The following is a 16548-nucleotide window of genomic DNA, read 5'->3' as shown; positions in this document are numbered from 1 at the left end:
GTCAACGGGGAGAAAAGAATATGTCTACGGCCATGCGCGCCGGTTTGTCCGTCGTGATGCTCGTCGGTTTCTACGTACTCGGCCTCGTCCAGTTCGCCGCCGCCCTGCTCGGTGTCCTCTGGATCTGGGGCCACTTCAGCGGCCTCGCCGCCGCCAAGTTCAGCTGGATCCTGCTCGGCGCGGTCGGCGCGATCGCGGCCGGACTCTGGCGGGCGCTCCGGGCCCGGCCCGACGAGCCGCACGGCCTGATCCTCACCCCCGAGCAGGCGCCCGAGCTGTGGGCCACGGTCCGGGAGATGGCCGACGAGGCCGGCACCCGAGCCCCGGACGAGATCCGGCTGGTCCCCGAGGTCAACGCGGCGGTCAGCGAGGACACCAGGCTGCTCGGCCTGATCGCCGGGACCCGCCGCCTCTACATCGGCATGCCGCTGCTCCAGACGTTCACCGTCGACCAGATGCGCTCGGTGCTCGCCCACGAGCTCGGCCACTACTCCGGGTCGCACACCCGGATGGCGGAGATCGCCTACCGCGGGCGGCTCGCCATGCACGAGACCCTCAGCCGGGTCGGGAAGTGGAACGTCTTCGGCTGGGTCTTCAAGGGGTACGGCTACCTGTACCTGCTGGTGAGCAACGCCGTCGGCCGTCGCCAGGAGCTCGAGGCGGACCTCGCGTCGGTCCGGGTCGCCGGTGTCGACGCCGCCGTCAGCACCATGCGGGACCTGCCGGTCGTCGCCTCCGCCTGGAACTTCTACTTCGGAAACTACGTCGCGTACGGGTGGGAGATCGGGTACGCCCCGGACGACATCTTCGGCGGGTTCGGCCGGCTGTACGCCGCCCGTACCGAGGAACTGGCGGAGTTGCGCGACGAGGAACCGGACTCGGAGACGTCCCGCTGGGACTCGCACCCGGCGCCCGGCGAGCGGATCGCCGCCATGCGGGCCGCACCGGCCTCCGAACACCCGACCGACGGCCGTCCCGCCTCGGTGCTGCTGCCCCAGCTCGGCGGCGCCGCCCTGGAACTGCAGAGCGAGGTCATCGACTTCGGTACGCGTACCGTCCTGTCCTGGCCCGACTTCACCGCCGCCTCACTGATCGCGATCGGTCAGCGCCGTGCCGACCGGGTGTTCCGTGCGGCCGCCCGCCGGCTGGGGGTCCCGGAGGCCGGACTCGCCGAGGTGCTCGGCCTGGTCGAGGCCGGCCGTCTCGGTGAGCTGGCCGCCGAGTTCGCCCCGAACGTGAGCCGCGAGGAGGCGGCCACCCGGTTCGCCGCCGTGCTCGACGACCTGTTCGAGCTGGCCGCGGTACGTTCCGGCGCGGCCGTCTGGAAGCACTCGTGGTCCGAGCCGGCCCGGCTGGTCGACGCGGCCGGCGAGCCGGTCGACTACAGCCCGATCGCGAAGCTGGCGGTCGCCCCGGAGACGCTCGGTGAGGCCCGGGCGAAACTGGCCGAGGCCGGCATCGAGGTCGCGGCGGCCCGGGTGGTCGAGACCAAGGCCACCGCGAGCGGCGCGGACGTGATCGGCGCGCTGCCCAACGTGCGGGCCGGCGACGACGAGACCGACCTGATCCTGCTGACCCGCGGCATGGTGCTGGTGCCGGCCCCGAAGGACACCAACGAGGGCGAGAAGCGGGTGGCGGCGCTGGTCGCGGCCGGGCCGGAGCGGCTGGCCGCGCACTACCGCTTCGTGGCGTACGAGGACGTGGCGGCCGCACAGATCGTCAAGACGGTGCCGATGAACGTGGTGCTGAGCCTGCACGACGGCACCTCGCTGACCCTCAAGGAGCGCTGGACCAGCGACACGATCGGGGACAGCCGGGACATCTTCGAGAAGGTCCTGAACCGGATCAACGAGCGCGCGAACGCCTAGGGCCGGCATTACTGTCGTCGGATGCGGACGATCGATTGGGTGAACGGGGCCGTCGAGATCATCGATCAGACGGCCCTCCCCGGTGAACTGCGGATTCTCCGGCTGCACACGGTGGGGGAGCTGATCGCGGCCATCCAGTCGCTGGCGGTCCGGGGTGCTCCCGCGCTCGGTGTGGCCGGGGCCTTCGGGGTCGCCCTGGCGGCCCGGATCCACGCCGACGACCCGGCCGCGCTCGAGGCGGCCGTCCACCGGATCGAGAACGCCCGGCCGACCGCGGTCAACCTGGCCGGTGGCGCCCGGCGTGCCGCGGGCCGGCTCGGGCAGGGACCGGACGCGGTGCTGGCCGAGGCGTGCGCGATCCGGGACTCCGAGATCGCCGCCTCCGAGGCGATGGCGGCCCGCGGCGCGGATCTGGTGACCGAGCTGTGCGGGGAGCGGGCCCGGCTGCTGACCCACTGCAACACCGGCGCGCTGGCCGCGGTGACCGTCGGCACCGCCCTCGGGGTGGTCGGCGAGCTGCACCGGCGGGGCCGGCTGGGCGGGGTGATCGCCAGCGAGACCCGGCCGCTGCTGCAGGGCGCCCGGCTCACCTCCTGGGAGCTGAGCAGCTGGGGCGTCGAGCACCGGGTGGCGGTGGACTCGGCCGGCCCGTTCCTGATGGCCCGCGGCGAGGTGGACGCGGTGATCCTGGGCGCCGACCGGATCTGCGCCGACGGCGACGTGATCAACAAGATCGGGTCGTACTCGCACGCTCTCGGCGCCCGTCGTGCCGGCATCCCGTTCATCGTGGTCGCGCCGGAGTCGACGGTCGACGTCGCGACCGCCACCGGCGCGGACGTGGAGATCGAGGACCGTGGTTCGGCCGAGGTCACCGCGTGGAGCGAGGCGGTGAACCCGGCGTTCGACGTCACCCCGCACGACCTGGTGACCGCGATCGTCACCGACCGGCGGGTGATCCGGCTCGACCACGGCGAGAAGCTCTAGGACTTCGTCCAGGGCTTGAGCCAGGCGGTCTCCGGCCACCCCTCGGCGGCCGCCATCAGCGGGTACGCGGAGGCCCCGTCGACGGTCTCCCGGATGACGTCGGCGTGCCCGGTGTGCCGTGCGGTCTCCTGGATCAGGTGCAGCAGCACCCACCGCAGGGACCAGAAGTCGGCGTCCCGCGGGTTCCACGGCACCGAGTGGTCGATTGGTACCGGATGATCGAGATCGGCCAGCCCGGTGACGGTCTTCTCGGTCTCGGCGGCGATCCGGTCGTACCCGGAAAGGATCTCCTCGATCGTCTCGTCCTCGGCCATCACGAAGTTCGCGGCGTAGGCCGCGTAGTCCACCGGCTGCGCCTCGCCGCGCACGGTGGTCATCCAGCTCTCCTCGGTCGCCGCGCAGTGCTTGATCAGCCCGGCGACGCTGAGCGTGCTGGCCGACGGGGTGGCTCGCAGCTGCTCCGGCGTGAGTCCGAAAGCGGTCAACCGCAGCACGTAGCGCATCTGGGCGAGGTAGGCGAGCAGACCATCCTGCTCATCGGTGACGGGACGGACCTGACCAGGCATGACGGGCTCCTTCGTGGGTGTCTGCACACCACGCTAGGAGCGATTGCGGCCACTTTCCGGCCGCAGGGCGAGAACGTCGCCGTCGCCCACCGATGTCACCCATCCGCCGGACCGTCCGAGCGCCAGCAGCGGCTCGATCTCGGTCACGACGGTCTCCGGACGGCCCGGTGCGGCCGGCCACGCCTTGCGGGCCCGCTCGCCCGGCTTCAGGTGCGGGATCAGGGCCGGCACCGGATCGCCGGTCGACAGCGCGTCCGCCATCACGGTGAGGTCGTCGATGATCGATCGCAGTCGTCGATGCACCGCGCTCGCGTTGCCCCCGCACATCGCCGCGGTCAGTGCGGCGCGCGTCGCCGCCACCCGGGTGCCGTCCCGGAAGGAACCCGCCGCGAGCGCGCCGGCCAGCGGATCCGCCGCGATCGGCGCGGCCAGCGCCGCAGCCACCAGGTGCGGCACATGACTGATGCCGGCCACCGCGTCGTCGTGCTCGTCGGCGGTCACCGGCACCACCCGCGCGCCCATCCCGGTGAACAGCCGGGCCAGCGTCAGCCAGTCGCCCAGGTCGGTGCCGTGCGGCTCCAGGCAGAGCACCCAGGCACACCCGGTGAACAGATCAGGATCGGACGCCGCGAAGCCCGAGGTCTCCTTGCCGGCCATCGGGTGCCCACCCACGAACCGGCGGATCCCGTGTTTCGCCATCAGGTCCCGCACCGGGCCCTTCACCGACGTCACATCGGTCACCAGGCCGTCGTGCCCGGCAAGCTCCGGCAGCACCTCGTGCAACACCGTGAGGGGTACGCCCACAACAGTCACGTCGGCGCCCTCGACCGCCGCGCCCACCGTCTCGGCGACCCGGTGACCGGCCGCGCGGGCCGCCTCCCGGGTCGCCGGGTCCACGTCGAAGCCGGTCGTCTCGTGGCCGGCCGCCGCGGAGGCCCGCAGCAGCGAGCCGCCGATGAGACCGAGACCGATCACTGCTGTCCGCATCGTCACGCCTTGCAGTCGTTCTTCTTCTCCCAGGCGGCGACGGTCGCGACCGGGCTCTTCCGGCCGCCGTTGCGCCACGACTTGAGGAACGTCGCCGGCCAGATCACCCCGCGCCGCACCTTCCAGTCGCCGGTCTTCGCGCACGGCGGCGAGATGCCGTAGTGCACGTGGCAGACGTTGTTGGCGTTGCCGGTCTTGCCGCTCCTGCCGAGCAGCTGGCCGGCGGTCACCCGGACGCCCGCCTCGATGCCGGACTGCACCTTGCTCAGGTGCGAGCCGTAGTAACGCACGCCGTCGTCACCGAGGATCGAGACCGACAGACCACCGTTGTTCGGACCGTCGGCGCTGCCCTCGACGTAGTTGTCCGCGCGGCTCGTCTCCAGAACCACGCCGCTGGTGGTGGCGACGAAACGCTCACCGCAGTCGACGAAGATGTCGGTCGCCGGGTACTTCGAGTGGGTGGTGTGGAAATCCACGTTCGACGCGTCCACCGGGAAGACGTATTTCACCTCGGTGGTCGCCGGCGGCGCCGGGGACGTGCTCGGCGGGGCGGAGGAGGTGGCCGGGTCGGCGGTGGTGGCGCTCGGCGCGGGCACGGCGGCCGATCCGGCCGCCGGGGCCGAGGCCGAGGCCGGGGTGCTCCCCGAGGGCTGCACGAACAGCGGCGTGGAGGCCGTGGAGACCGCACCGCCGGAGGAGCCGCAGGCGGTCAGGCAGACAGCCGCGGCGGTCAGGCCGGAGAGGGTACGGAGGAATCGCACCGCGCCATCCTGACAGAACCCGGGACGGTCCGCCGACCTCGCGACGATCCTCACCGGCCGGCGCCACGACGGCGCCGGTGTGGCTACGCTGCATCGAGGGACGCGAGACCGGCCGTGTGAACGGCGGAGAGGGGCGACGGATGGCCGACGGGCAGCAGGGCCCCTGGACGACGGCCGCCCCGCCGGCGGGTTACCTCCCGCCACCGCAGCGGCCGCTTCCGCAGTCCGCGCCGTTCGCCGTGCCGCCACCGCGCCCGGTCTACCGCGAGGTGCACCGGGTGACGGCCCTGCCGGTGCTCGCCGGGCTGGCCGGCACCACGGCCTGGTTCGTCCTCTTCGGCGCCCTCGGCGGCTCCCTCATGTCGTACGCGTGGTGGACGATCGGCGCCGCCGCGAGCGCCTGGCTGGTGGCCGTGGTCCTGAGCCTGCTCGGCGATCGCGGGGTGGCCGTCGGCATCGCCGTGGCCAGCGGTTTCGGCCTGTCCCTGGCGATGGTGTTCGTGGCCCTGCGCTGGATCGGGACGTACGACTTCCCGCTGTGGTGAAGCGGCGCGCTCATCGACCCTTGACGAAAGCCGCACGACTCCTTCACGCTCGGCACCATGGCCCCCTCGCCGTACCGGCTCGACCCGGAACGCTGCCGCCGCCGGCTGGAGCTGCTGGCGGCTCTCGCCCACGCCAAGTCGGTGCGTGATTCCAACCCCTTCCAGCGGGTGCACGGCATGCGGTTGCGTGAGCTGATCGCCACGCGGCGTCGCCCCGCCAACTGACTTGACCTCCCTCAAGGCGTGGCGCGATGCGCCCGCCGCGCCACCCGCTACCGTCAGGCGCTGAGGAACAAGAGTCGTGTTGGGGGAATCGTGTCGATTTTCGCTGCCGCCGTCGCCCGGGGCAAGAGCGGTTGGACGGCGTCGGAGCTGGAGCTTTCGGGCCTGGCGGACATCGACGAGGTCGTGGACGCATTGCGGGACACCGAGGCGGACGCGGATCTCGCGTTGCTGTTCGTCGAGAGCGATGACGAGTACCTTGCGATCCTTCGCCTGGACGAGGGCGAGGACCTGAGGGTCTTCGGTTCGGACTCCGCCTACGCGGAGGAGTCGCGGATCGGTGCGGTGCTGCTGGGTGAGGTGGAGAACCCGGCGCTCGGTGTGGACGACCTGGCCACCACCGACGACGAGGACAACGGCACCCCGGTCGATCCGGACGCCGACCCGGTCGGTGACGCCGAGCTGCTTGCCGATCTGGGGGTGACCGCGCAGCGCCTGCTGGCCCTGTGCGGCATGGAGGGCATGCTGCCGTCCGACATCACCGCCGAGATCTGCCAGAGGATCGGCTGTGGTGACGAGATGGAGGAGTTGCGCGAGGCGTGAACCGTCGCGTGCGACACGAGGAATGGATGCGGCGGGCGATGTCCGTCGCGTCCTCCTCGCCGGAGGACGTCCCGGTCGGGGCGATCGTGCTCGGGCCGGACGGCGCCGAGATCGCGGCGGCCGGGAACGAACGGGAACTCACCGGTGACCCCACCGCGCACGCCGAGGTGCTGGCGCTGCGCCGGGCGGCGGAACGGCTCGGCACGTGGCGTCTGGAGGGCTGCACGCTCGTCGTGACGCTGGAGCCGTGCACGATGTGTGCCGGGGCGATCGTGCTGGCCCGGATCGCCGTCGTGGTCTTCGGCGCCTGGGAGCCGAAGACGGGCGCGGTGGGCTCGCTGTGGGACGTGGTGCGCGACAACCGGCTCAACCACCGGCCCGAGGTGTACGCCGGCGTACTGGAGTCCGAGTGCGCGCGGCAGTTGCGGGACTTCTTCCGCTGAGAGCGCGGTGGACCACCTCGGCCCGTGCGGGCGAGGTGGTCCGGCCGTACCCCGGAGGACTTAAGCGATGGCGGTCGCGAGACCGATCTTGACCATGTTGCTGAAGCCCTTCTCGCGCTGTGCCGAATCCATCGCCTCGCCACGCTTGATGTGGTCGCTGACGGTGAGGACGGTCAGGGCCTTCGCGCCGTAGCGGGCGGCGATCGTGTAGATCGCGGCGGACTCCATCTCGACCGCGAGCACGCCGTAGTCGGCCAGCGAGTCGTAGAGGTCGGGGCGGTCGGTGTAGAAGGCGTCGGCGGCCAGGATCGGGCCGACCCGGATCGGGGTGCCCTGCGCCTCGGCGGCCTCGACCGCGGTGCGCAGCAGGCCGAAGTCGGCCACCGGGGCGTAGTCGATCAGGCCGTCGAACCGGGACCGGTTCATGTTGGAGTCGGTCGCGGAGCCGATCGCGGCGACCACGTCACCCAGGTGCAGGTCGGGTGCGAGCGCGCCGCAGGAACCGATTCTGATCAGCGACTTCACGCCGTAGTCGTTGATCAGCTCGTGGGTGTAGATGGAGGCCGACGGCATGCCCATGCCGGAGCCCTGCACCGAGACCCGGACGCCCTGCCAGGTGCCGGTGAAGCCCAGCATCCCGCGGACCTCGGTGTAGCAGACCGCGTCCTCGAGGAACGTCTCGGCGATCCACTTCGCCCGCATCGGGTCACCGGGCAGAAGCACCCGCTCGGCGATGTCTCCCGGCTTGCCGCCGATGTGCACGCTCATGCCAGATCTCCGTTTCGGTAGTTCATGTCGCCGATCTTGCCAGGTCAGCGCGGTGGCGCAGGGTTATGGGTGACCCGGCGTCAAGCGCGCTCCGGCGTCAGGTAACGTACGTACCGGTGGCGTGTCCGAGCGGCCTAAGGAGCACGCCTCGAAAGCGTGTGAGGGTTTACGCCCTCCGAGGGTTCAAATCCCTCCGCCACCGCCAAACCGGAAGCCCGGTCCGTCGAGGACCGGGCTTCCGGCTTTTCCGGGCCGGTTCGGCTCGTTGATTACCCTCCGTGTTTCTCGGCGGGTTCCCCCACACGCACGATCGGTGGATCGGCCGTTCGGTCGTTCTCCATGATCAGCGGTGCTCTTGTAACGTATGTGTTTCCTGGGGGTATCACATTGCTCGGTCACCGAGAGTGCTCGATCGGGGACGGCCCTGCGACGTAGGGTGTAGCGCAAGTCACCGGAGCCAATTACACCGGATCAGACAATGTGGTTCCGACCGGGCGGCGAGAAACTTTCACAGGATCGCCCCACCCAGATACTTCGATATGTGTCCTAGATTTGTCACGTGAGAGTTGAGCATCACTGGTGGAATGGGGACCTCCGTCTTCAGCGGCGGGACGTCTACGTCCGCACGGACGGCGTCAGCTGGGAGGTCGAGGCACAGTTGGGCGGCCCCGACGGGAAGTCCAAGGTGCAACAGTGTCCCGGCCGGGCATCCGCGATGATCCTGGCCGACGCGTGGCGTGGTCCACGCTGGCGGTGGCGCGAGCTCTGACCGAGCCCGCCAAGAGCCTGGGCTGCGCCGTTCCTGCTTGACTGTCTCGGCCAGCCTTACGAGAGAGCCGGACCCGAACGGGTCCGGCTCTCTCGTGCATTCCTGCGCCGGCGTCGTGCTTCCGGGCGCCCGCGGTCCATGATCCCGACGCACGCTCTGTCCGATGTGTGGCGAAATAATGGATCTAGGCTGAGTTCCCATCGACGGGTAGGAAGCCATCACCATGCAGGCCACAGTCACCGATCACCGCTCCGACGTCGCCGTGCTGCACCTTCGCGGCGAGTTGGACGCCGACACCGCGGCGCAACTCCAGCGCGAGCTCGACGTCCTGCTGGAGCGCCCGGTGCCGAGAATCGTCGTGGACCTCACCGCACTGAAGTTCTGCGACTCGATCGGGCTGAGCGCGTTCATCACCAGCAAGGAGGTGATCGCGGCGCGCGGCGGCTGGTTGAGCTTCGCGGCGGCCAGCCCGTTCCTGGCGCAGCTGATGGAGACGGTCGGTCTAGCCCGTTATTTCGCTATTTTTCCTGAGGTGGACGACGCCATAGCGGCCGCCCAACTGTGAGTGTCCTGTGAGGTCGTTACGGGTCCGTAGTCGCCTCCGGCCTGGATCTTCCCGCATCATGGGACATCAATAGGCGGACATTGACTCCGATGACAAGATCCGTGCTACATGGACACGCACGGGGGAGTCGTCGTGAGACGCACAGTGGCCGCATGGATCGGTGCGGCTTTGACATCGGGTTTCCTGGTCGGCATACCGGCCGCTCAGGCCGCCGCCGCTCCGGTCGCCCGGGTCGACATTCCGGCGAACTGCACACCGGTCTCCGACCAGGGCCTGATCGACGGCGGATACCGCGGATCGCTCGCTGAGGGCGAGACGGACTGCCTGACACTCGACACACCGGCCGGCGCACGGATCAACGTGCTGACGGCCTGGCGGATCTACCGCGGCGCCGAGGTCACCACCGCCGTGGTCGACGCCGACGGTGCCGCCGCCTGCAGCGGCACCAACTGCACGCTGAGCGGGCCGGCACCGTACCGGGTGCTGGTCACGGCCGGCGCGGGCGGTGGCAGCGTCGACGACTACGGCGTGGCCGTCCAGCGGATGGACCAGCTCGGCGACTGCGCGGTCCTGCCCCGCGGTGGATACGGCGACACCGTCGGCGCGACCCCGCGGTTCGGCGCCGACCGGTTCGCCACCTGCTACACCATCCCGGCCTCCGCGCAGGCGACCTCCGAGATGGTCAGCATCGCGACGCTGACGACCACGGACGTCGCGCCGCGGGCCGGAGTCGCCCTGACAGTTCGGGACAGCGCCGGCACGATCGTCTGCGGCAACGCCTCGTCGGACGTGGCGGCACGGGTCGCCACCAAGACCTTCCGGTGCCGCTTCGACGCCGGCAAGGCGTACACCGCGGTGCTGGTCAGCAATCGCTACGACGCGACCTTCCGGATCACCCGCAAGCCGACCGTCGGCGCCGCCTGCCAGACCGTCGGCACCACGCTCGGCGGGCCGGCCACCACCGGCGCCCGCACCGCCACCGACGACCTCGCCTGCTACCGGTTCCCGGCCACGGCGAAAGCCAGCTACTGGGTCTCCGGCGGCGGCTGGGTCACCGACGGCACCGGCGCCTTCAAATGCACCAGCACCCCATGCCGGGTCACCGGATCCAGCTCCTACCAGGTGATCATGCCGGCCGGCGCGGTCGGCGGATACCGGCTGAACACCTGGAACCTGGGCACCCCGGACCAGCCCGCCGAAGCCTGCACCCGCCAGCTCACCGGAGCGCCCGGCGGATTCGGGCCGTTCACCGGGACGCTCGACGCGAGCCGGACGGCGTACTGCGCGGCGGTGCCGCTCAACGAGCCGACCCACCGGTTCGCGCTGACCGCCACCAACACCGGAGGCGGCAGCGAGCTCCCGGAGACGTACTACCTCAAGGCCACCGACAGCACGGACAGCTCTCCGCTGCCCTGCGACCGGGCCTGCGGCATCGACAACCAGTCCGGGTACGGCCTGCTGCTGATCACCGCCGGCGCGAGCACCGCGACGATCCCGTTCCGGGCGACCACCACCTGCGAATACCAGCCGTGCGCCGACGAGCCGTTCAGCGTGACGATGGTCGACCAGCCGGACACGATCAACGACAACCCGGTGCCGCTGTACTTCGTGGGCACCTCCTTCGACCCGGCCGACCGGGTCGTCCTGACCCGCGCCGGCCAGAAGCCGATCACCGCGGTGGTCCGGAACGTCAACAACTTCCGCACCGCGCTCACCGTCGAAGCCGACATCACCGAGGCGCAGGCGGGAACCTGGGACGTCACGGTCACGTCCGGCCTGCGGGGCACCACGGCGACGCTGAAGGGCGCGGTCCGCGTCTCGGCCGCACTGCTGCGTTCGACCAAGGCGCCGACGATCAGCGGGACCGTCCGGGTCGGCGCCACCGTGAAGGCGGTCACCGGCACCTGGACCCCGGCGGCGACGTCCTACACCTACCAGTGGACGTCGAACGGCGCGGCCATCAAGGGGGCTACCGGGGCGGCGTACGCCATCCCCGCCGCCCAGCGCGGCAAGCGCCTCGGGGTGACCGTGACCGCCAAGCGCACCAACCGTGGATCCTCCGCCGTGGCCTCGGCCGCGACGACGGTGGCCTACGGCATCGCGCCGGCCGCGACCAAGAAGCCGAAGATCACCGGCACGGTCAAGGTGGGCAAGAAGGTGAAGGTCTCGGTGGGTGCCTGGTCGCCCTCGGCGACCTCTTACGCGTACGAGTGGAGGGTCGCCGGCAAGGTCGTCGCCCGCACGTCCACGCTGACCCTGAAGAAGGCCTGGTCCGGCAAGAAGCTGACGGTGACCGTGATCGCCAGGCGCACCGGCCACACCGACGGCAAGGCGGTCAGCGCGACCGTGACGGTCAAGAAGAAGTAGCGCACCGCACCGACACAGAAGGCGAGGGCCGGCTCCGATCAGGAGCCGGCCCTCGCCCGCACTGTTTTCGTGACCGAGAATAGTCCCGGGCCTTCTCGCTGCCGGTGCCCACCCGCTCACCGCACGCGAACCCGAAGATGGTAGTGACTCGCTGTCAGAAGGCTCTGCTGCTCTTCAGGCCGAGATGCAGGGCCAAGGCGTCGCGGAGTGGTTCGTGCAGGCTGTTCGGAAGGCGCCCGAGCTGCCGCCCGATGCGCGCGACGTCGACAGCCCGGATCTGTTCCACCTGAATCTTGGACTCGGTCGAGAGGCCTGTCATATCGTGATCGGCGGCGATCAGCACCTGGAACGGATAGACCTTACTGACGTTCGAGGTGATCGGTGCGACCGTGACGACGCCGCGCCCCCACCGCTCCGCCGCCTGGTTGGCGCCGTCGTTACCGACGACCACCGCGGGCCGAACCTTGTCGGCCTCGCTGCCGACCACGGGGTTCAGATCGACTCGCACGATGTCGCCCCACTTCATGACAAGGGTCCGTCGGCGGTCGTGGCATCCCACAGCTCGGCGTCAGGTGAGTCGTGCCATTCGGAGAACGCCGCCGCGTACTGATCGGCGAGTTGCCGGTCACGCAGAAGGGCGACGGCCTCGTGAAGGGTTGCCGACCGGTTCGTCCCCTGCTCGTCGAGGAACCTGACATCCTCCTCAGGGAGGCTGACGCTAATCTTCATAGCAGGATGCTACTTGCGGTAGGACCAAGATTGCCACCGCGGCGAAGGTGGCGGACACAGCAAGAAGGCCGGACCCTGGGGGTCCGGCCTCACTCGTGTTGCTGGCGGAGGATACGAGATTCGAACTCGTGAGGGGTTTCCCCCAACACGCTTTCCAAGCGTGCGCCCTAGGCCACTAGGCGAATCCTCCGTGGGCCAGAGTACAGACCTTCGTACGTTAGCTCACGCACGGGGGTCCCACTCGGGGGCTGATCTCGGAGAGGGTAAGGTGGCGGGCAGCCCCTCGTGCGGCGTGTATCTCGTGAACCTCCCCAGGGCCGGAAGGCAGCAAGGATAAGCGGGCTCTGACGGGTGCACGAGGGGTCCTTTGCGTTCCGGCGCGGGTTCCACGGCAGCGGGACAGTGTTGGTTCTTGTCGTACCCCCGGCGGACAATGGCGCGGTCGTTGAGAGGGGTCGGAGTGGCACTCGCGCTCTACCGGAAATACAGGCCGCGCACGTTCGCCGAGGTCATCGGTCAGGAACACGTAACCGAACCGCTGTCGCAGGCGCTGCGCAGCGGGCGGCTCAACCACGCCTACCTCTTCTCCGGCCCCCGCGGCTGCGGCAAGACCTCGAGCGCCCGGATCCTGGCGCGCTCGCTCAACTGTGAGCAGGGTCCCACGCCCGACCCGTGCGGCGTGTGCGGCTCCTGCAAGTCGCTGGCCACCGACGGTGCCGGATCGATCGACGTCATCGAGATCGACGCGGCCAGCCACGGTGGTGTCGACGACGCCCGCGAACTGCGCGAGAAGGCGTTCTTCGCGCCGGCGAACAGCCGCTACAAGATCTACGTGATCGACGAGGCGCACATGGTCTCGTCGGCCGGCTTCAACGCGCTCCTCAAGCTGGTCGAGGAGCCGCCCGACTTCGTGAAGTTCATCTTCGCCACCACCGAGCCCGACAAGGTCCTCGGCACCATCCGCTCGCGCACCCACCACTACCCGTTCCGGCTGATCCCGCCCGCGGTGCTGCGTCCCTACCTGCAGCAGCTCACCGAGGCCGAGGGCGTGCACGTCGACCCGGCGGTGTTCCCGCTGGTGGTGCGGGCCGGCGGCGGCAGCGCCCGGGACACCCTGTCGGTCCTCGACCAGCTGATCGCCGGTGCCGGCGACGACGGCGTGAGCTACCCGCGGGCGGTCGCCCTGCTCGGCGTCACCGACGTCGCCCTGATCGACGAGATGTGCGACGCGCTGGCGGCGGCCGACGGCGCCGGCGCCTACGCCGCGATCGACCGGGTCGCCGAGGCCGGCCACGACCCCCGCCGCTTCGCCTCCGACCTGCTGGAACGCCTCCGCGACCTGATCGTCCTGCAGCAGGTGCCGGACGCGGTCGCCAAGGGCCTGATCGACGGCCCGGCCGACCAGCTCGAGGCGATGACCTCGCAGGCCTCCCGGATGGGCCCGGCGATGCTGTCCCGCTGCGCCGACATCGTGCACACCGGCCTGGTCGAGATGCGCGGCACGACCGCGCCACGGCTGCTGCTCGAGCTGATCACGGCCCGGATGCTCCTGCCCGGTGCGGACGACTCGATGGGTGCCCTGCTGCAGCGGCTGGACCGCTTGGAGCGGGGGATGGTGCTTCCGGCGGCCGCCGGGGGTGGCGGTGAGCTGTCGTCAGCAAGTCTGCCGGCGGCTGCGGCTGGTTCCGGCGTTGGTCCGGTCGCCGGTTCGGGGCTGCCCACCGGTGGCGGGATCGCGGGTGGTGGCGTCGCGGGTGGTGCCGGTGGTGGACTGGCTGCTGCGAAGGCTGCTGCCAGGGCTGCGGCCTCGGGCTCGGGCTCGAGCACGCGGCGTCCTGCGGCTCCGGGCGGGCGGCCTGCGTCTTCGGCCGCGCCTGCGTCTCCGGCTGCGCCTGCGATGACGACAGCCGATCCGGCGGGCGCGCCCACGGGTTCGGCGGACGGCTCGGCGGCTTCGGGGAACGACGGCGTTTCGGCGGAGCCGGTCGCCGGGGGCGGTGCTCCGGGCGACGACGCTTCGGTCTCTTCCGGTGGCTCGGCCTCTCCTTCGGGGTCGGACTCCTCTGCCGGGCAGGTCTCTTCCGGGGCCGGCTCGGGGGCGTCCGGCGAGCAGGACGGGCATCCGGTCGCCGGTGGTCGTCCGGCCGGGGTTGCCCAGGCCTCGGGTGACTACGACGACGAGCCGCCGTGGGACGAGGAGCCGCCGGAGCCTGTCGAGGCCGCGAGTTCGCCCGAATCGCGGCTGGCCCGGGTCCGTGACGCCTGGCAGACCCTCAGCGGGCAGCAGGACCTGGTCAGCAAGATGAAGCAGGGCGGTATCGCCATCCGCGACCTCGACGGTGACACGGTGGTCTTCACCGCACCGACGGCGCGCTATGCGGAGCGTTTCCTCGAGTTCCGGGAGAAGATCAGCGAGGCGTTGAGCAGCGTCGTCGCCGGTTCATGGCAGATCCGCTGCGAGATCGTCGACCCGAACGCGCCGGTGGCCGCCCGCAACGCCGGTGGCCGCAACACCGCCCCGTCCCGCGACCAGTCGGCGGGCCGCCGGATGCCGGAGGGCCGCACGTCCGGGCAGGCGGCCTCCGCCGCCCCCGAGCACAACACCGGCCGGACCGAATCCCGCCCGTCCCGCTCGCCGCGCGCACCCGCCGCCGACAGCGACGACGAAGGCTGGCCGGTACCGGCCCGCCCAGCACCCGACCATTCGACATCTGACCGCTCAGCACCTGACCGCTCAGCACCTGACCGCTCAGCACCTGACCGCTCAGCACCTGACCGCTCAGCACCTGACCGCTCAGCACCTGACCGCTCGGCGCCTGACCGGTCTCGGTCCGGCGGCGCTTCGGCAGGGTCGGCGGCTCGATTCGCGGGCCAGGGCTTCGGAGCCGGTGCGACTCAGGGCAGCCCGTTCGGAAGCGCTGTTGCCGGCGTTTCGCCGGGCGGCGGCTTCGCTGTGTCCGCGGGCGGTGCTTCCGCCATGTCCGCGGGCGGTGCTTCCGCTGTTTCTGCGGGCGGCGACTCCGACTGGCCGGAACCGGTCCGGCCGGACAGTGCCACCCCGCAGCGGGCTGTTCCGGTGGATGACGACGGCTGGCCCGAACCGGTCAAGCCGGGCACCGGAGCTTCCGGCAAGGGCGCGTCCGGGCTCGCGAAGCCGATCGAGTCTTCGGAGATCGGTGGCAGGGCTGCGGCCTTCGACGATGCCGGGACTTCCCATGCCGTGGGTGCCTCCGATGCTGACGAAGACCCCTACGCTTCCGGAACATTCGGTGCTTCCGAGGCTTCTGGCGGTGTCAGTGCTGCTGGTGCCGGGTTCGAAGCTGGTGACACCGGTGATTCCGGTTCGGCAGTGGGGGCGGGTTCGGCGGGCGGAACGAGTTCCGGGTCGGTGACAGGCTCGGGGCCGTCGTCGGCTGCTCGGCCGGCATCGGGGTTGGGCGGTGGCTCGGCGTTCGGCGGAGCGGCCGTTTCGATGTCGCCAGCGTCTTCGGCACTGCCGTCTTCGGCACCGCCGGCAGCATCGGGATCGGCGTCGGCAGCACCGGTGTCGGGATTGGCAGCATCGACGTCGGCAGCACCGGTGTCGGGATCGGCATCGGCGGGGGCGCCTTCAGCGCCGGGGGCCGGCTCGGCCGGTGGTCCGGCTGCTGCGGCTGCTGCCGTGGCGCGGTCGGCTCAGGGGGCTGCTGCGGCGGCACGGCCTGCACAGGCCTCACCTGCTGCCGCTGCGTCGGGGGCGGCGGGGCCGGGGGCGCCGGTTCGCTCCGCCGCCATGGAGGCTGCCCGGGCGGCTGCCCGTGGGGGCGGCGTCGGCGGTGGAACCGGTCAGGGGGCCTCGGCGGCGCGTGCTGCGCTGGCCAACGCCCGCAACGCACCTCCGGGCCGGCCGGCGGATTCGACGGGACCGAACACCGGTAATGCGCCCGGCAGTTCCGCCTGGTCCGACGGCACGCCTACCGAGGAAGCGCCGTACGACCCCGAGTACGACGGGGCGCCCTCCGGTGGCTTCCAGGGCTTCGATCCGGGGGACGAGCCCACCGACGACGTGATCGACGAGAAGACGGCCCGGCTGAGCGGCGAGGCACAGGCCATGCAGCTTCTGCGCGACGCGTTCGGGGCCGAGAAGATCGGCGAGCTCTGACCGTTCCGGACCAGCTGACACCAGATCACTACGCCTTCCCGGTCTGACGCCTTCGGCCACTGCACCGGCCACGAGGACGTCCTCCGGACACCTTTCGCAGTCAGGGTCTGTCTGCGTGGTGACTTCGGGCGCTCAGCGCGGCCGAAATCACCACGCCCCACAGCAGTGTGGTGATTTCGGGTGGTCAGCGTGCCCGAAGTCACCACGCAGACAGGTGTCCAGCCTTGCCC

The 16548-nt window shown here is 70.9% G+C and carries 16 protein-coding genes, 2 tRNA genes and 1 other RNA gene; 12 read left to right on the top strand and 7 right to left on the bottom strand.

Features of this window, described 5'->3' with window-relative positions; all coding sequences use genetic code 11:
• The first annotated feature begins 20 nt into the window (after nt 1-20).
• Complete coding sequence (locus WH85_RS39210) at nt 21-1868, top strand: M48 family metallopeptidase (protein WP_045747221.1); 1848 nt, start codon at nt 21-23, stop codon at nt 1866-1868.
• Nucleotides 1869-1889: 21 nt separating this feature from the next.
• Nucleotides 1890-2852: an S-methyl-5-thioribose-1-phosphate isomerase gene (mtnA, locus tag WH85_RS39205; RefSeq protein ID WP_045747220.1), complete on the top strand. Its 963-nt coding sequence runs from the start codon at nt 1890-1892 to the stop codon at nt 2850-2852.
• Here the strand turns inward: mtnA and WH85_RS39200 are convergent.
• Genes WH85_RS39200 through WH85_RS39190 form a run of 3 tightly spaced genes read right to left on the bottom strand, consistent with a single transcriptional unit; the run spans nt 2849 to nt 5166 of the window.
• On the bottom strand, nt 2849-3418 hold the full coding sequence (locus WH85_RS39200) for a DinB family protein (protein ID WP_045747219.1): 570 nt from the start codon (nt 3416-3418) through the stop codon (nt 2849-2851). The two genes, mtnA and WH85_RS39200, sit on opposite strands and share 4 nt — an antisense overlap.
• Before the next feature lie 33 nt (nt 3419-3451).
• Nucleotides 3452-4405: a prephenate dehydrogenase gene (locus tag WH85_RS39195; protein ID WP_045747218.1), complete on the bottom strand. Its 954-nt coding sequence runs from the start codon at nt 4403-4405 to the stop codon at nt 3452-3454.
• Between the two features lie 2 nt (nt 4406-4407).
• Complete coding sequence (locus tag WH85_RS39190) at nt 4408-5166, bottom strand: M23 family metallopeptidase (protein WP_045747217.1); 759 nt, start codon at nt 5164-5166, stop codon at nt 4408-4410.
• A 140-nt stretch (nt 5167-5306) separates the two neighbouring features.
• Between WH85_RS39190 and WH85_RS39185 the strand changes: the two genes are divergently transcribed.
• The 4 genes from WH85_RS39185 (at nt 5307) to WH85_RS39175 (ending at nt 6979) form a co-directional block, all read left to right on the top strand.
• The gene (locus WH85_RS39185; RefSeq protein WP_052721132.1) at nt 5307-5711 is read left to right on the top strand and encodes a hypothetical protein; all 405 of its coding nucleotides are present in this window, start codon (nt 5307-5309) and stop codon (nt 5709-5711) included.
• A gap of 57 nt (nt 5712-5768) precedes the next feature.
• A complete protein-coding gene (locus WH85_RS51905) occupies nt 5769-5936 on the top strand; it encodes a hypothetical protein (protein WP_169792549.1) in 168 nt (55 codons plus the stop codon).
• 90 nt (nt 5937-6026) lie between these two features.
• Nucleotides 6027-6536, top strand: coding sequence for a tRNA adenosine deaminase-associated protein (locus tag WH85_RS39180; protein ID WP_045747216.1), 510 nt, complete (start codon nt 6027-6029; stop codon nt 6534-6536).
• An 8-nt stretch (nt 6537-6544) separates the two neighbouring features.
• Nucleotides 6545-6979 (top strand): nucleoside deaminase, encoded by a 435-nt coding sequence (locus WH85_RS39175; RefSeq protein ID WP_425394689.1) that lies wholly within the window; start codon nt 6545-6547, stop codon nt 6977-6979.
• 60 nt (nt 6980-7039) lie between these two features.
• On the opposite strand, the gene deoD is transcribed toward WH85_RS39175, so the two are convergent.
• Nucleotides 7040-7747, bottom strand: a complete 708-nt coding sequence (gene deoD / locus WH85_RS39170) for a purine-nucleoside phosphorylase (protein ID WP_045747214.1) — start codon at nt 7745-7747, stop codon at nt 7040-7042.
• Between the two features lie 115 nt (nt 7748-7862).
• Here deoD and WH85_RS39165 point away from each other — a divergent pair.
• From WH85_RS39165 to WH85_RS39155, 4 genes are all read left to right on the top strand, one after another.
• A tRNA-Ser gene (locus WH85_RS39165) sits at nt 7863-7952 on the top strand.
• 354 nt (nt 7953-8306) lie between these two features.
• Complete coding sequence (locus WH85_RS49445) at nt 8307-8516, top strand: hypothetical protein (RefSeq protein ID WP_083449600.1); 210 nt, start codon at nt 8307-8309, stop codon at nt 8514-8516.
• 223 nt (nt 8517-8739) lie between these two features.
• On the top strand, nt 8740-9081 hold the full coding sequence (locus tag WH85_RS39160; protein ID WP_045747213.1) for an STAS domain-containing protein: 342 nt from the start codon (nt 8740-8742) through the stop codon (nt 9079-9081).
• Between the two features lie 132 nt (nt 9082-9213).
• Nucleotides 9214-11448: a hypothetical protein gene (locus WH85_RS39155; protein ID WP_157411494.1), complete on the top strand. Its 2235-nt coding sequence runs from the start codon at nt 9214-9216 to the stop codon at nt 11446-11448.
• Nucleotides 11449-11602: 154 nt separating this feature from the next.
• On the opposite strand, the gene WH85_RS39150 is transcribed toward WH85_RS39155, so the two are convergent.
• The 3 genes from WH85_RS39150 to WH85_RS39140 form a co-directional block, all read right to left on the bottom strand.
• Complete coding sequence (locus tag WH85_RS39150; protein WP_045747211.1) at nt 11603-11974, bottom strand: type II toxin-antitoxin system PemK/MazF family toxin; 372 nt, start codon at nt 11972-11974, stop codon at nt 11603-11605.
• On the bottom strand, nt 11971-12177 hold the full coding sequence (locus WH85_RS39145; protein ID WP_045747210.1) for a ribbon-helix-helix domain-containing protein: 207 nt from the start codon (nt 12175-12177) through the stop codon (nt 11971-11973). The genes WH85_RS39150 and WH85_RS39145 overlap by 4 nt, the downstream gene beginning before the upstream one ends.
• 102 nt (nt 12178-12279) lie before the next feature.
• A tRNA-Ser gene (locus tag WH85_RS39140) sits at nt 12280-12367 on the bottom strand.
• An 84-nt stretch (nt 12368-12451) separates the two neighbouring features.
• Here WH85_RS39140 and ffs point away from each other — a divergent pair.
• Together ffs and WH85_RS51120 are read left to right on the top strand one after the other, a co-directional pair.
• Nucleotides 12452-12548, top strand: an RNA gene (gene ffs, locus WH85_RS48285) — signal recognition particle sRNA small type.
• Between the two features lie 89 nt (nt 12549-12637).
• Complete coding sequence (locus WH85_RS51120; protein WP_045747209.1) at nt 12638-16318, top strand: DNA polymerase III subunit gamma and tau; 3681 nt, start codon at nt 12638-12640, stop codon at nt 16316-16318.
• Nucleotides 16319-16548: the final 230 nt, after the last annotated feature.

The organism is Actinoplanes rectilineatus (assembly GCF_000962825.1).
In the GTDB taxonomy this organism is placed as follows: domain Bacteria; phylum Actinomycetota; class Actinomycetes; order Mycobacteriales; family Micromonosporaceae; genus Actinoplanes; species Actinoplanes rectilineatus.
The sequence above is the reverse complement of the archived record's forward strand: the minus strand, read 5'-3'. Positions and strand labels throughout refer to the sequence as shown.